The sequence below is a fragment of the Chryseobacterium sp. MA9 genome (assembly GCF_024399315.1).
In the GTDB taxonomy this organism is placed as follows: domain Bacteria; phylum Bacteroidota; class Bacteroidia; order Flavobacteriales; family Weeksellaceae; genus Chryseobacterium.
The window spans coordinates 26,325-42,702 of sequence record NZ_CP075170.1 but is presented as its reverse complement, the minus strand read 5'-3'; the positions used below and the strand labels follow the sequence as shown (position 1 = coordinate 42,702).

Sequence of the window (16,378 nt, the reverse complement as noted above, 5' to 3'; positions counted from 1 at the left end):
TACATTTTTAATGACGAAGGAGTTCACCGTTCTTGTTTACAGAAAACAGAGCTTGGTATAGAAGCACTACAATTTTTAGAAACAAAATTTCCAATATAAATAAAAAATCCCACCCAAAGCGGGCAGGATTTATATTTTAAATTCAAGTCAAAAATTATTCCCACTCAATAGTTGCAGGTGGTTTGCTTGAAATATCGTAAGCTACTCTGTTGATTCCTCTTACTTCGTTGATGATTCTGCTGGAAACAGTATCAAGGAACTCGTAAGGAAGTCTGCTCCATGTTGCTGTCATAAAGTCAATCGTGTTGGCAGAACGAACTACAGCGGTGTATTCATATGTTCTTTCGTCTCCCATTACTCCTACAGATTTCACCGGAAGAAGAACAACGAATGCCTGAGATACTTTTTCGTAAAGATCATTTTTGTATAATTCTTCGATGAAGATATCATCAGCTTCCTGAAGGATTCTTACTTTCTCAGCATCTACAGCTCCCAATACTCTGATTCCAAGTCCCGGACCTGGGAAAGGGTGTCTGTATACCATGTGGTGAGGAATTCCTAATTCTTCTCCTACTCTTCTTACTTCGTCCTTGAAAAGCTCTCTTAACGGCTCTAATAATTCGAAGTCCATATCTTCAGGAAGTCCACCTACGTTGTGGTGAGACTTGATTACTGCAGATGGCCCGTTTACAGACTGGCTTTCGATAACGTCAGGATAAATAGTACCTTGAGCAAGGAATTTAGCGCCTTCAATTTTGTGAGATTCTTCGTCAAAAACGTGGATAAATTCGTTTCCAATGATTTTTCTCTTCGCTTCAGGATCATCTACTCCAGCTAATTTTGTAAGGAATCTATCCTGAGCATCTACCATTTTAATGTTCATATGGAAATGTTCTCCGTACTGATCCATTACTTTTTTGCCCTCATCCTTTCTCAATAGTCCCGTATCTACGAAGATACAAGTCAACTGATCACCGATTGCTTTGTGGATCAAAACAGCCGCTACAGAAGAGTCTACACCTCCGGAAAGTCCAAGGATTACTTTGTTGTCTCCTACTTTCTCACGGATTTCCTCAACTGTTTTTTCAATATAGTTAGTCAGTTTCCAGTTTTTCTCTGAGTTACAGATTCCGAAAACGAAGTTTTCAAGCATTTTCCCTCCTTCTTCTGTATGAGAAACTTCCGGGTGGAACTGAACACAGTAGATTTTACTTTCTTCGTTAGAGATAGAAGCAATTACTCCTGATTTTGCGTTAAGCTCAAAACCCGCAGGCAATTCTCCTACTTCGTCAAAGTGGCTCATCCAAACTACAGAGTTCTGAGTAACTCCCTTTAGTAAAGAACTTTCTTTAACGATCTCAAGGTTTGCTTTACCATATTCTCCTTTTTCTCCTTTGTTTACTTTTCCTCCTAAAAGGTGAGCCGTCATCTGCATTCCGTAGCAGATTCCCAACACAGGAACTCCCTGTTCGTATAATTCTTTTTCAACCAGGTGGGCATTTTCTGCATTTACAGAGCTTGGTCCACCGGAAAGGATGATTCCTTTTGGCTGTTTTGCTAAAATATCTTGTAATGGTGTATTGTAAGGTAAGATCTCAGAATATACACCCATCTCACGGATTCTTCTTCCGATAAGCTGGTTGTACTGGGATCCGAAATCTAAAATAATAATACCGTTGTTCATTGTTGATAATTGTGATAAATGATGATTAATTTAAAAGCTTAAAGCGATAGGCTTTTTATACCGCAATAATCGTACTGCCTGTAGCCTAAAGCTTATTGCTTATTTAACTGTTTTACAAAAAAAGACTTGGAATTGCTCCAAATCTTTTTTCGTGATTTTTATTAAAACTTTCCGATGTCGTCTCTGTAGAAGCCGTAATCGAAATGTACATGACTTGCATCTTCGTAAGCTTTTTTGCGGGCATCTTCGAAAGTAGCACCTGTAGCTACAATGTTCAGAACTCTACCACCGTTGGAAACCACTTTGTCTCCTTTGCTGATAGCTCCTGCGTATAAAAGTTTGCTATGTTTAAGCTTATCTTCTCCTGTAATTTCGAAGCCTGTTTCGATGTTTCTTGGATAACCTCCTGAACACATTACAAGACAAACTGCTTTTTCGTCTTTAAATTTAAGCTCAATGTCTTTTCCTTCCATACAATCCTGGATCACATCAAGAAGATTGTTTTCCATAAGTGCCATCAATACCTGCGTTTCAGGATCTCCGAATCTCATGTTGTATTCAAGAAGGTAAGCTCCGTTTTTCGTAACCATCAATCCGAAGAAGATGATTCCTTTAAATCCGAAACCTTCTGCTTTAAGCCCTGTAATGGTAGGCTCTAAGATATTTTTCTCGAAATCTGCATAGTGCTCCTGAGTAAATTCTGGGCTTGGTGCTATTGAACCCATACCTCCTGTATTAGGCCCTGTATCTCCGTTTCCAGCTTTTTTATAGTCTTTTGCTGCTACACATGGGAACAATTTATCCCCGTTAGAGAAAGCAATGATAGACGCTTCAAAACCTTGTAAATATTCTTCAATAACTAAGCGGATTCCTGCATCTCCATAGATTCTTCTGATCATGAAGTCGTGGATGGTAGCTTCAGCTTCTTCAAGGTTATCACAAATAACAACACCTTTTCCGCCTGCTAAACCACTGGCTTTGATCACCAAAGGATACTGCTGTGTCTGCACATATTCTTTAGCATCGTTGTATGAATCAAATACTACCGCCTTAGCTGTTTTGATATCATAGGTCTGCATAAATTTCTTAGAGAAAGCTTTACTTCCTTCAAGGCTTGCTACTTTCTGAGTAGGACCGAAAACTTTAAGATCGTGTTTTTTAAATTCGTCCTTAATACCCGCTACAAGAGGAGCTTCCGGACCTACGATCGTAAGATCAATCTTTTCTTTAATTGCGAAATCTCTAAGTTCTTTAATTTCCGATAAATGAACATTTTTCCCTATTACATCGGTAGTAGCATTCCCGTTGGCAAAAAACATTTTAGAAATTCTTGAGTCATTCTGAAGCTTTGCCGCTAAAGCAGATTCTCTACCGCCTTCACCTATGATTAATATTCTCATACTTTATATTATTATCTAGTCTTATTTTACAAATATATAATTTTGAATGCTAAAAATACAATCCCTAATTATTTTTTAATTCTATTTTAATTAGTGGAAAAAGTGTCTAACACCTGTAAACATCATTGGGATACCGTGCTCATTTGCAGCCTCTACGCTATCCTGATCTTTTACACTTCCACCTGGCTGAATAATTGCCTTGATACCTTCCTGAGCGCAGAAATCTACCACATCACGGAAAGGGAAAAATGCATCTGAAGCCAATACCAGATCTCCGGAGAATTTTTCTTTTGCTCTTTCGATAGCCTGCTGAGTCGCCCAGATTCTGTTTACCTGTCCGCCACCGATACCGAATGCCTGAATTCCGTTGGAAACTACAATTGCATTAGACTTCACATATTTTACCACTCTCTGAGAGAAAAGTAAAGCTTTTTTCTGCTCTTCTGTAGGTTGTACTTCTGTAACTACTTTGATATCGTCAGAGAAGTGAGTATCATTATCCTGAACCAGAATACCGCCATCTACTTTTACCCAAGTCTGTTTGTCAGAAACAGGGTTTACGATTTTGATAATTCTTAAGTTTTTCTTTTTTCTTAAAATTTCAAGAGCTTCTTCATCAAATTCAGGAGCCATTACAATCTCAAGGAATGTTTTATTTAGTTCTTCTGCTGTTGCTGCATCTATTTTATAGTTCATTGCAACAATTCCGCCAAAGATAGAAACCGGATCACATTCGAATGTTTTCTGGTAAGTCTCTAACGCTGAAGTTCCGATAGCAACTCCACAAGGGGTAGAGTGTTTTACGGCACAACAAGCCATTTCTTCTTTGAATTCATTTACCACTTTCCAGCAAAGGTCCATGTCACGAAGATTGTTGAAAGAAAGTTCTTTACCTCCAAGCTGTTCGAAGTCTTTCATTGCTCCGTTTTCGAAAGTAGAAACATAGTAAGCTGCTGTCTGGTGAGGATTTTCTCCATATCTTAAATCAGCAACTTTTTTATAAGAAGCGTTCAGATATGTAGGATATTCTTCGTCTAAAAGCATTCTTGAAATGGCTGCATCGTAGGCAGAAGTAAGGTTGAATACCTTTCCTGCAAGCTTTTTACGGGTCTCAATGTATGTATCTCCGTTTTGCTCCATTTCGATTTTTACTGCCGCATAGTCCTCCACATCGGTAATTACCGTTACAGAATCAAAGTTTTTAGCTGCAGAACGAAGCATTGAAGGACCTCCGATATCGATAAACTCTACTTTCTCATGTAAAGAAATGTCTTTGTTCACATTTTCAAAGAAAGGGTAAAGGTTTACGATCACCATATCAATCAGACCAATTCCGTGCTCCTGAACGGTTTTCATGTGCTCTTCATTGTTACGAACAGCCAATAATCCACCGTGAACTTTCGGGTGTAAAGTTTTCACTCTTCCATCCAACATTTCAGGGAAATTGGTTACCTCATCAATCTGAATAGGATTTAAACCAGCGTCTTTCAAATGTTTGAACGTTCCTCCTGTAGAGATCAACTCATAATTCTGAGCTTCCAAAAACTGCGCGAATTCTATTAATCCACTTTTGTCAGAAACACTGATTAAAACTCTCTTTTTACTCATTTTACTTTCAATTTTTTACTTTTTACAGCTATTTCAAACTGTGTCCGGGTCTTTCACCTCCGAACTTACTTTTATTTTACTTAGATTTTTGCTAATGTAGCAATGTATCAGTTTAACAATGTAACAATAAACTATTGGTAAATTGATACGTTGTTAGATTGGTACATTATTTATTTCCCAGGACCTTATTGATCGCTATTGGAAATATTTCATATTCAATCTGGTGAACTTTCTGAGCCAGGGTTTCAGGAGTATCGTCAGCTGTTACTTCAAAAGATTTCTGAAGAATAGCTTCTCCTTCATCAATGCCTGATGTTACAAAATGTACAGTCGCCCCACTCTCTACTTCTTTGGCTTCAATGACTGCATTGTGAACGTTCATTCCCCACATTCCTTTTCCTCCGAATTTCGGAAGCAAAGCAGGATGAATATTGATTATTTTACCGTTCCAGTTTTCACAGAATTCAGATTTTAAGATGGATAAAAATCCTGCCAATACGATCAGATCGGTATTTTCAGGGATTACTTTAGCCAATTCACTGCTGAAATTCTTTCCTCTTGGAATAAGTATGTTTTCTATATTGTGATTCTTTGCTCTTTCCAGTCCGAAACATTCTCTGTCAGCTACTACCAAAGATACTTTTGCATTCTGGATTTCCCCAGCATCAATGGTATCAATAATTCTCTGCAGATTGGTTCCTGAGCCGGATACAAGTACAACGATGTTCTTCATGTCAATAATGTAACAGTGTATCAGTCTAGCAATGTAACAATAATTAAATTGGTACACCGGCACATTGTTATATTCTTATATTGTTATAATGATAAATTGATTTTTTCTACTCCTTCAGTGATTTCTCCGATTTCGTAAGCGTCATCTAAAAGGTGTAATACTTTTTCAGCATGTTCAGCATCTACAACGATTACCATACCTACACCCATATTGAATGTTCCATACATTTCCTCACGTGTCACCCCACCTCTCTTTTCAAGCTCAAGCATTACACTTGGAATTCTCACTTTAGAACCATCAATAGAAGCACAAAGCCCTTCAGGAATGATTCTTGGAACGTTTTCATAAAGACCGCCTCCAGTAATGTGAGCAATTCCGCTTACTTTTACTTCTTCCAATACTTTATGGATATCTTTATAGTACAGTCTTGTAGGAACTAAAAGGGTTTCATATAAAGGTTTTCCTTCAAATTCTTCTTCGAAGTTAGGGAATACTTTTCTTACTAAAGAGAATCCGTTTGAGTGAAATCCTGAGCTTGGTAATGCAATAATTTTGTTACCTGCTTTGATCGTAGAACCATCAATGATCTGATCTTTTTCTACGATTCCTACGCAGAATCCTGCAACATCATAATCTCCAGGCTGGTACATTCCCGGCATTTCAGCAGTTTCTCCACCAATTAGTGCACAGTTGTTATCCTTACAAGCGGCTACCATTCCTAAAACAATTTCTGCAGCGATTTCTGAATCAAGTTTTCCGCAAGCCAGATAATCCAGGAAGAATAAAGGTTTTGCTCCGTGACAAAGAATATCATTGGCACACATTGCGAAACAATCTACCCCAATAGAATCATATTTTTTGGTATCTAAAGCTACTTTCAGCTTTGTTCCTACTCCATCTGTTCCTGATACAAGAACCGGATTTTTGTATCCACCGATCTCATAGAAAGCACCAAAACTCCCCAAGTGGTTCAGTACATTGGAATTGTGGGTTTCACCGACCGCTTTTTTGATCTTGTCAACCGTTTTGTATCCTTCTTCTTTGTCTACTCCTGCTGATTTGTAAGTGTTGCTCATGTTTAATAATTTATAATAATCTAACAATATAACAATCTAATTAATGTAACAATAAGTTGAATTGTTAGACTGGTACATTGATAAATTGGTACATTACATATTTACTTTTATACTCGATTTTAGAAAACAAAAAAGCCGACAATCTTTTCAGATTATCGGCCGTTATTTTATCTCAGAATTTCAGAGCCCACAATTTTCCCTTTATGAGAAAAACATTGTTTATAGGAGGTCTGAATTTTCATCTCTTTTCTTTTTGCAAAAATAGTAATTTTAAATGAATATTCAAATTCTATTTTTCAAGGATGGTTTCAATAGCCGCAATCTTCTTTATTTTTTCTTTTAACTCATTGACCTTCTCTTCATTAGAAATTCTCTGAGTTCCTTTATCAAAGTTATCATTAAAGAAAGGAAGAGAAAAAGTTTCCACCACATTTCCTCCATGGAAAGGGAAACGCTTTGATGCGGCTTCCAAAACTCCAGCTCCACCTCTACCTCCAGGAGATGTTGACATCAATAGCATTGGTACTTCATTCCAAACTGTTCTGTCTTTGATTCTGGACACCCAGTCGAACACATTCTTGAATGCTGTAGAATACGTTCCGTTGTGCTCTCCCAAAGAAACCAATAATACGTTAGCTCCATCGATTTTTGCTGCAAAATCATGAGCTTCCTGAGGAACACCATTTGCAAGTTCTCTTTCATGCTTGTAGATTGGCATTTCGAAAGGGTTCAGATCTATTACTTCTACTTCTGCATTTTCAAATAATGTTGACGCGTATGCTACCAATTGTTTGTTCATTGAAGCTTCTGAGTTACTTCCTGCTATTGCTAAAATTTTCATAGGTGAGATTTATTTTTAAGATTACAAATTTAGTTTTTTATTTAAGATAAGACGGCAGTTCCATTGGTACTTCCATTAATAATACTTCTGTGTCTTCTACAGCTTCAATATTAAAACTCTGAGTATCCCAGATTCCCAATCCGTCTCTTTCATTCAGAACACGGTCTCCAATTTTTGCGCTTCCTTTTAAAACAAATGCATAGACTCCGTTTCCTTTTTTGTTGAGCATATAATTTTTGCCGTTTCCTTTTGTAAAATTGGCCAAATTAAACCATGCATCCTGATGAATCCAAACTCCGTCATCATTTTTATTAGGAGATAAAATCTGTTGGAATCCGTTGATCTTTTCACCTTCTTTAATACTTTTCTGATCGTATCGCGGTTCAACATCCAGTTCTCTTGGAAAAACCCAGATCTGTAGAAACTTTACTTCTTCATCTTTATTTTTATTATATTCACTGTGCTTAACTCCAGTTCCGGCACTCATCACCTGGATTTCTCCTTTTTTGATCACCGCTGTAGTTCCCATTGAATCTTTATGCTCTAAATCTCCTTCCAAAGGAATGGATATAATTTCCATATCCCTGTGCGGGTGTGTTCCGAAGCCCATTCCCTGAGAAACGGTGTCATCATTCAATACTCTTAAAACACCAAAGTTCGTTCTGTCTCTGTTCTGATAGTTGGCAAAACTGAATGTATGGTAAGAATTTAACCATCCGTGGTTGGCATGGCCTCTTGAATCTGCTTTATGATATACTGTTTTCATTTTCTGTGATTATTTATGGTACAAATGTACGGTATAGGGGTATTTTAAAAGTTGATGTAGGTTAAGAAAGGATGTTTATAGGTTAAAAAGGTTGAGGAAGTGAAAATATAGGATAGGTTGGATTACGCAAAGACGCAATTTTTTTACATTCGATATTTTTTAAGACATAAGGATTTTATCTGCGATAAAATTTCATGCCACGAATATCCTTTTTTCCGAAGATCAAGTAGATATGAATAAACGTAAACATCTGTGTTATCCGTGAAATCTGTGGGAGGCTAATAGATTCTGAACAGTAATTATAGATTTAAGTTTGGGCTAAAGCCCCTATTGAATTTTATTGTTATTATTTTTTAAATAGTATTGTAGTATAATCCGTATTATAAGTTCTTGTTTCTATATTGAGTTTATTTAAAAGCATTTCGGCTTCAAGTCTTATATTTTTCCATGTTTCATGTTGGTCTAAAAAGTCCCAGTCCCAAATTTCCACAGGGATACCATCTACTTTCTTTTTAAATTGCAGCAAATCTTCTTTAAATGATTCATCAATCCGTTTATTTCTAAAGACAGAATCAAACAAAACCGGGATGAATGCATAATCAAGCTCCTCATAAAGTTCCGTCAATGGATCTATTAAAATGGGAGCCATTTCACCCAATTGGTTTACATTATAAGTATAAAGAATCAATGAGTTGATGATATTGGCATAATAGAAATCTACGTGTTTATCGTATTGAAGCATTTCTTCCTGAAGTAATTCTTCTTCAGTGAACCATCTATAATTAGTAACATTTTTCTTTTGTAAGGAAAAAATTTTATTCAAAATACTAAATTTCATTAATTTATGTAAAAAATTGGTTCTTATACAAAAATAGATAAGTTTTGGCTAAAGCCAATTGATAAACGCGTAAAAAAAGCGGGCTAAAGCCCGCTCCTATTGATATTTCAAATTTAAACTTGTTCAATTTTTAAAAATGCACCTGTTTGATTTCTTCTTCAATTTCCTTAGGGGTTTCATCTTCTGATTTAACAAAAATCATGGTCACTACAGCTCCTATCAGCATACAAACACCTCCTACCACAACATAATCCATGGCCTGTTTTCCGAAAACACCGCTTACAACAGGACCTCCAAATAATCCATTGATTATCTGCGGAATAACAATAAAGAAATTGAATATCCCCATATAAACTCCCATTTTTCTCTGTGGAATCACTTCAATAAGCATCGCATAAGGCATTGCAAGAATACTTGCCCAAGCGAAACCTAATCCGATCATTGATATCCATAAATTGTCGACATCTTTAATGAAATACATTGAAACGAGCCCCAAACCGCCACACAATAAAGCCAAAGCATGAGTCTGTTTTTTACCGATCAGTTTCGCTATAGGTGTCAATAAAAAAGCAAATGGGATTGCCCATAAATTGTACATTCCGAAAAGCTTTCCAGTTAAATCCCCGGCATCATTAAATGCTTTGGAATGGGTATCTTCCGGAGAAAGACCAAAATGATGGGTAGCTAATGCACTGGTGGTAAAAACCCACATGGTAAATAAAGCAAACCATGAAAAAAACTGAACAATTCCCAGCTTTTTCATCTGTACAGGAATTGCCGCAAAATCTTTGAAAATATCCGAAAACTTAGATTCCTGCTTCTCAACTTCTTTTCCATCTTCAAAATCAGCAAACTCCTGTGGAGAGTATTCCCTGGTTGTCATTATGGTGTAAAGAATTGATATGATAAGCAATCCTGCTCCTATATAAAAAGAATAAATCACATTATCTGCTACAAACCCTGCCGGGGCTTCGTTGGAAATCCCCATTTTTGTTAACCAATCCGGTAAATAAGAGCCCAATACAGCCCCGATTCCAATCAGAATTGTCTGTACTGAAAATCCTATTGTTCCCTGATGTTTCGGGAGCATATCCCCTACCAAAGCTCTGAAAGGCTCCATCGCAATGTTTACGGAAGCATCCATCATAGCAAGGAATATTACTGCTAATAAAAGCGCATTAGCAGCGAACATCTGAGTCACAGAAGCAGCATTCGGAAGAAGCACCAGTCCAATAGCACATAAAACTGCTCCAATTAAAAAGTAAGGTTTTCTTCTTCCCAGTGGACTCCATGTATTGTCACCCATATGGCCGATAATAGGCTGAACAATCAAACCTGTAACAGGAGCAACCAGCCAGAACCAGGACAGTTCGTGAACATCAGCTCCTAAATTACCCAGAATACGGCTTGCATTTCCATTTTGTAATCCGAATGCCATTTGAATCCCAAGGAATCCCATACTCATATTAATAATCTGGAGCATGGATAAATCTGGCTTTTTTCTTTTTCCAAATGGCCCCGTATTATATCTCCCCACCATTTCTGCCATTATGACTTCAATTTTTGGATTAATGCGTCCTCGATAGGCGTTTTTTCAACCACCACTTTATCAACCACCTCATTAGGAACCGTCACAGAAAGGACATATTGTTTTACTTTCCAGCTTCCGTTGATTTTTTCTACCACTCCGGAGCCTCTGCATATTTTCATCTGGGTATCCAATAGTTCATCGAACCACGCCAGTTTACCATCTTTGCTGAAGTAGATATTTCTTTTAAGAGCTTTAAAATTCCAGGTTTTCTTTTTGTCAAAATAAGGTTTTGCCCATACCATAAATGCTTTTTTATCCCAGATTTCGGTAGCATCCGTTCCAATGAAGGTAGATTCGTCCGCAAAGAGATTAAAATAGGCGTTGTAGTCCGCTATCGCCGCAGCTGCATTGAATGCATCAAGCATGGTACTGATTTCCGATTTTTCTTTCTCAAATACGGTCTTCGACTGTGCACTCAATAAAGAAAATCCCAGTACAAAGAGGATTAATGTATAAGCAGTCGTTAGTTTTTTCATATGTATTAATTATTTTTCAAGTTCAATGATCAATGGAGTTTTTGCAGAAATATTGATTGTATTCTGCAACATAAATTCTTTTCCTGAAATAACCTCTTTCCCTTTTGTAAATCCATTAAGTGATTCGGCAAATCGTTTCAAGTTTAACATCTGATCTTTTTCATTATTGTTGATGACCACCATTACACTTTCTTTTTCATTGTATCTGAAATACACAAAAACACCATCCTGAGGAACGAAATTTTTAGTTTTCCCATTATGAATAACTTCCTTACCTTTTCTCCAGTTTAGTAGTTTCTGAGAAAACCTGAAAAATTCCTTTTGTTCCGGAGTCTGAGCAGATGGATTGAAAGCATTCTGAGAATCAGACTTCCAGCCTCCCGGAAAATCCCGTCGGCTATCTGCATCACCTCCCTTCGTCTTATCTCCTCTCATTCCTATTTCTGATCCGTAATAGATCTGGGGAATTCCTCTTACTGTTGAGATGAGAGCAAGTCCTATTTTGTAGGCGTCAGGATTTGCATTAAAGATTTCATTCCATCTTTCTGTATCATGATTTTCAAAGAAAACCAGAAGGTTATTAATATCCGGATAAAGGAAATCACTTGTAAAAGAGTCATAAATTCTAATCATACCTTTATCCCAGCTTTCCTTTTCTTTAAGAGCTTTAGGCATATTTTCAAATAGCATAAAATCCATTACCGATGGTAAATTTGAATTATATCCTTCTATTTCTCCTATTTTCGAATTTTTCTGCCACGCTGCAATTTGTGCTGCCGTATAAAGCCAGGTTTCTCCAACGATATTGAATTTTGGATATTCATCGGTAATCGCTTTAGCCCATTTTGCCATACCATCTTTATCATTATAAGGATAGGTATCTACCCGAAATCCTCCTAATTCTGCATATTCTATCCACCAGATTGCATTTTGAATCAAATATTTCAAAACCAGTGGATTTTTTTGATTAATATCTGGCATGGTGGTATCAAACCATCCGTTCAGCGCATATTTTTTATCAATATCTGAAGCATTGGTATCGAATTGCGTTGTCGTTTTATAATTGGAACGTTTAAACCCTTTTTCTCCTTCATCAAACCAGTGTATCCAATCTTTTGAAGGAAGATCTTTGATCATCCAGTGTGAACCGCCCCAATGGTTGGTGACATAATCCATCACCAACATCATATTTCGTTTATTCAGCTCTTTGGATAAAGTTTTATAGTCTTCATTGGTTCCGTAGCGGGCATCAATTTTATACAGATCGGTCTGGGCATATCCGTGATAGGAATACACTTTCTCATTGTCTTCATTTACCGGAGTCAGCCAAACTGCTGTTGCTCCCAGATTCTGAATATAGTCAAGATGATTAATGATACCGCTGAGATCTCCGCCATGTCTTCCATTAGGCAGAGTGCGATCTGCTTTTTCTGTAAGTTCCGGTTTTGAATCATTTTTTTCATTACCATTGGCAAAGCGGTCCGGCATGATCAGATACATGACATCTTTTGAGGTAAACGATTCGCGGTTGGCAGATCCGGGATTCCTTTGCTTCAGTTCATATGTGTAGGAACTTAGATTTTTATTCCCTTTTTTAATATTAATAGTAAACTTCGGAACATTTATTTCGTTGGTATTTACAGTAATAAAAACGTAATTCGGATTATCAACTTTCCGAATATCTTTGATCTGTATTCCATCTGAAAGTACAATCTCGTTATAGGCAACGTCTTTTCCGTAAACAAGAATCTGAAGTTCAGGGTTCTTCATTCCTTTCCACCAGAAAGCCGGCTCTATTCTTTCCAACACTTTTTGGGAAAAGGCTGCAGAAGCTATTGAAAGGGCTAATGCTGCAAATATTGTCTTCATATTAGTGTTCAATTTAGCATTTAATTTTCATATAGACATTCAAAATATAGTAGAATGTCCCCTTTTTTCATCCTGGCACCTGTAATTTTTCAAAATTTGGCTTTCATTTTTTAACTTTTATAGAAAAAGATTAAATTTTTCATAAAAAATTCATCTTAAAAGTTAATTTATCCCCCTTTTTATCTTTAGTTTTACAGAAAAAATGTTTGATTTCAGTAGTATGTTCCAAGCTGAGGGTCCAGATGTTGTTTATACATGGACCATCCCTGTATTTGCTGTAATTATTTTTGCAGAGATGGCTTACAGCCATTTTAATAAGGAAAAAATTTACGAAACTAAAGATGTAGCAACCAATGTCCTTTTTGCTTTGCTCAACTACGGATTAGACATCATCATGAAAGGGTTCTCTTTGTTTGTCATGATGTTTTTTTATCATCACCGCATTTTCGACTGGCAAGAGGGAATTTGGTATTGGATTGCTGTATTTCTGGCTCAGGATTTCGCTTATTATGTTCATCATTATGTAGATCATCACTCACGAGTCTTCTGGGCTGTACATATTACCCATCACAATTCTGATTATTTCAACATCAGCACAGGATTCAGAAGTCCCGTATTTCAGCCATTATACAGATATTTGTTTTTCTCTCCTCTAGCGTTTATGGGCTTCCATCCATGGCATATTCTGGTAGCGTATTCTGCGATACAGATTTACGGCACCTTTGTTCATACACAGTCTATTAAAAGTATGGGATTTTTAGAATATATTCTGGTTACTCCTTCTCATCACAGAGTACATCATGCCTGTAACATCAAATATCTGGATCGTAATATGGGAATGGGACTGATTATCTGGGATAAAATTTTCGGAACTTTTGAAAAAGAAGATCCCGAAGTCCCTGTGAAATATGGTGTATATCCAAAAATAAAGTCCAAAGATCCAGCAACCATGCTTTTCTATGAATGGAGAAGAATAGGAAAAGATATCAGACAGCCCGGACTTTCTTTCAAAGACCGTATAAAGTATCTTTTTTATTCGCCGGGATGGAGACATGATGGTACCGGAAAAACGGTAAAGCAGTATCAGAAGGAATACAACAAGCATAAGGAAAAAATAAAAAATGAAAGTACCCCTTTAAAGGAGCAGACACCCGGCACTGAATATCAATATTCACAACTGAACCAGCATGCAGCAGATAAATAATCTGTCAAAAAAATACCCCGGACATCGAAAAACCGATGAACCGGGGCACCTTAGTGTCTCTTTAAAATTATTTTACTGGTTTAATTGAAATTGCGAAACCGCCGCTTCTTGCCATTTTAAAATTAATTTTTGACTTGCCTGTAATCTCTTTCTTGTAGATATTATAGCTTTGAGGATTATCAATATAATCAGCATCTTTTCCATCTTCATAGATCGTTGCTTCATATTTTTTTCCTTTATCCAGGAACGAGAAGTCTACGGTATACTCGCGTTTGTTTTCATCGGTAATACCTCCTACAAACCAATTTTCAGTACCTTTTGCTTTTCTTGCTGTAACTACATAATCTCCCGGTTCTGCAGATAAGATTTTTGTATCATCCCAATCTGCTGCTACATCCTTGATAAACTGGAATGCATCCATATGCTTTTTGTAGTTTTCAGGAAGATCCGCAGCCATCTGAAGCGGCATGTACATTGTTACATAAAGGGCCAATTGTTTTACCAGAGTAGTTTTTACGAAACGGTTATCTCCAGGGAAATAATAATCTAATTTCGTCTGGAAAATACCAGGTGTATAATCCATAGAACCTCCCATCCATCTTGTAAACGGAAGGACCGTCTGGTGATCTGGCTTGTTTCCTCCGAATGCTTCATATTCTGTTCCACGTGCTGCTTCGGCAGAGATATAGTTCGGATAGGTACGGCTTTCTCCTGTAGGACGTACAGATTCGTGAGAATTGACCATGATTTTATAGTCGTTTGCCTTTTCTGCAATTCTATAGTAATGGTTAATTGTCCATTGAGAATAATGATGTTCTCCTCTAGGAATAATATCTCCTACATATCCTGTTTTCACAGCATCATAGCCGTATTTATTCATGGTTTGGAATGCTTTATCTGCCCATCTTTCGTAGTTCGTTGCAGAACCTGAAGTTTCATGGTGCATGATCAGCTTAATTCCTTTTGAATGGGCATATTCATTCAACATTTTGATATCGAAATCCGGGTAAGGGGTAATGAAGTCAAAAACATATTCTTTTGAGTGTCCGAACCAGTCTTCCCAACCGATATTCCAACCTTCGATCAATAATCCCTGGAATCCATTTTCTGCCGCAAAGTCAATATATTCTTTAACTTTTGTATTGTTGGCTGCATGTTTTCCATTCGGTGTCAATTTAGCAAAATCAGTTTTACCTAAATGAACATTTTCAGCTGTGGAATACGCCCACTGAGATTTTCCGATGATCATTTCCCACCAAACTCCCATGTACTTTGTAGGATGAATGTAAGAAGTATCTGTATACTTTGTAGGCTCGTTAAGGTTGAAGATCATTTTAGAATCCATCACCTGCTCTGCTTTCGGAGCTACGATAATTGTTCTCCAAGGGGTAACTGACGGAGTCTGAATATATCCTTTTGCTCCCTGTCTGTCAGCAGTTAAATGTGTTTTAAACTTAAAGTTCTGCGCATCTACTTCCAGGTGTGAAGCCGGATAATCCAACACCGCTGCTTCAGCAACGTTGATATATAAGGGCTCTTTTCCTTCTCTTTTAAGCATTAACGGAGACTGAACTGCATTTTTCACCAAAGACTGTGAAGCGTTTGCATCATATGCTTTATCCCATTTTGCCGGAATTTCAGATACTTTTGTTTCCTGATACTGATATTCCTGAGAGTCATAATCTGCTACCATCCACCATGCCTTCATATCGGTAGGAAAATCAATTTCAGAATCTTCTTCTCTGATGACAAAATAATTAAGATTCTTCTGCTGTGGGAATTCATATCGGAATCCTAATCCATCATTAAACAATCTGAACTTCACCACGATGCTTCTGTCTGTAGAAGCCTGATTCAAGGTAACTGCCAGTTCGTTATAATGATTGATATAATTTTTCTTTTCTCCTAAAACCGGCTGCCAGGTTTCATTTTTGGAGTCTCTTTTTTCATCTGTCTTCGCAAAACCGTTGTTCAGATCGAATTTTGCATCTTCTGGTTTAGCTATCTCAGAAGCGAATTTTATGGCTGTGTCTTTAAATAATCTCAATCCCAATTTAGAATCTTCAACTACCACTGCTCCATTATACTTCAGGTTGTAGTAAGGTACTCCTTCTTTCAACTGAAAATTCATTTCGAACTTTCCGTCCGGAGATTTTAAAGATTGGGCTTTCACACCTGTAAACATCATTGAGAGCAAAAGCGCTCCAACTGTAATTTTCTTCATAATGACTATTTATTAACTTAAAAAATAGATAAAGTGCTGCGGTAAAGCAGCACTTTACTTTATTTAGT

Annotated in this window: 13 protein-coding genes; 1 reads left to right on the top strand and 12 read right to left on the bottom strand. The window is 37.1% G+C overall.

Going from position 1 to position 16,378, the window contains the following annotated elements; genetic code table 11:
* Positions 1–154 precede the first annotated feature (154 nt).
* The 11 genes from guaA to KIK00_RS00115 all read right to left on the bottom strand — a co-directional run bounded on the left by guaA (position 155) and on the right by KIK00_RS00115 (position 12,882).
* Positions 155–1,684, bottom strand: a complete 1,530-nt coding sequence (guaA, locus tag KIK00_RS00165; RefSeq protein ID WP_255814562.1) for a glutamine-hydrolyzing GMP synthase — start codon at positions 1,682–1,684, stop codon at positions 155–157.
* A 161-nt stretch (positions 1,685–1,845) separates the two neighbouring features.
* Positions 1,846–3,084, bottom strand: coding sequence for a phosphoribosylamine--glycine ligase (purD, locus tag KIK00_RS00160; protein ID WP_255814561.1), 1,239 nt, complete (start codon positions 3,082–3,084; stop codon positions 1,846–1,848).
* Between the two features lie 90 nt (positions 3,085–3,174).
* On the bottom strand, positions 3,175–4,692 hold the full coding sequence (purH, locus tag KIK00_RS00155; protein ID WP_255814560.1) for a bifunctional phosphoribosylaminoimidazolecarboxamide formyltransferase/IMP cyclohydrolase: 1,518 nt from the start codon (positions 4,690–4,692) through the stop codon (positions 3,175–3,177).
* A 166-nt stretch (positions 4,693–4,858) separates the two neighbouring features.
* Positions 4,859–5,425 (bottom strand): phosphoribosylglycinamide formyltransferase, encoded by a 567-nt coding sequence (purN, locus tag KIK00_RS00150; RefSeq protein WP_255814559.1) that lies wholly within the window; start codon positions 5,423–5,425, stop codon positions 4,859–4,861.
* A gap of 83 nt (positions 5,426–5,508) precedes the next feature.
* A complete protein-coding gene (gene purM, locus KIK00_RS00145) occupies positions 5,509–6,501 on the bottom strand; it encodes a phosphoribosylformylglycinamidine cyclo-ligase (protein WP_255814558.1) in 993 nt (330 codons plus the stop codon).
* A 289-nt stretch (positions 6,502–6,790) separates the two neighbouring features.
* Positions 6,791–7,342, bottom strand: coding sequence for an NADPH-dependent FMN reductase (locus KIK00_RS00140; protein WP_255814557.1), 552 nt, complete (start codon positions 7,340–7,342; stop codon positions 6,791–6,793).
* A gap of 37 nt (positions 7,343–7,379) precedes the next feature.
* Positions 7,380–8,108, bottom strand: a complete 729-nt coding sequence (locus tag KIK00_RS00135) for a pirin family protein (RefSeq protein WP_255814556.1) — start codon at positions 8,106–8,108, stop codon at positions 7,380–7,382.
* 346 nt (positions 8,109–8,454) lie between these two features.
* A complete protein-coding gene (locus KIK00_RS00130; RefSeq protein WP_255814555.1) occupies positions 8,455–8,931 on the bottom strand; it encodes a hypothetical protein in 477 nt (158 codons plus the stop codon).
* 145 nt (positions 8,932–9,076) lie between these two features.
* On the bottom strand, positions 9,077–10,495 hold the full coding sequence (locus KIK00_RS00125; protein ID WP_255814554.1) for an MFS transporter: 1,419 nt from the start codon (positions 10,493–10,495) through the stop codon (positions 9,077–9,079).
* Positions 10,495–11,013 (bottom strand): nuclear transport factor 2 family protein, encoded by a 519-nt coding sequence (locus tag KIK00_RS00120; protein WP_255814553.1) that lies wholly within the window; start codon positions 11,011–11,013, stop codon positions 10,495–10,497. Before KIK00_RS00120 ends, KIK00_RS00125 begins: the two co-directional genes overlap by 1 nt.
* A gap of 9 nt (positions 11,014–11,022) precedes the next feature.
* Entirely contained in the window at positions 11,023–12,882 is a 1,860-nt protein-coding gene (locus KIK00_RS00115; protein WP_255814552.1) for a glycoside hydrolase family 13 protein, read from the bottom strand.
* Between the two features lie 202 nt (positions 12,883–13,084).
* Between KIK00_RS00115 and KIK00_RS00110 the strand changes: the two genes are divergently transcribed.
* Complete coding sequence (locus KIK00_RS00110) at positions 13,085–14,086, top strand: sterol desaturase family protein (protein WP_255814551.1); 1,002 nt, start codon at positions 13,085–13,087, stop codon at positions 14,084–14,086.
* A 67-nt stretch (positions 14,087–14,153) separates the two neighbouring features.
* Here KIK00_RS00110 and KIK00_RS00105 read toward each other — a convergent pair whose 3' ends face one another.
* Positions 14,154–16,310, bottom strand: coding sequence for a glycoside hydrolase family 97 protein (locus KIK00_RS00105; RefSeq protein WP_255814550.1), 2,157 nt, complete (start codon positions 16,308–16,310; stop codon positions 14,154–14,156).
* Positions 16,311–16,378 lie beyond the last annotated feature (68 nt).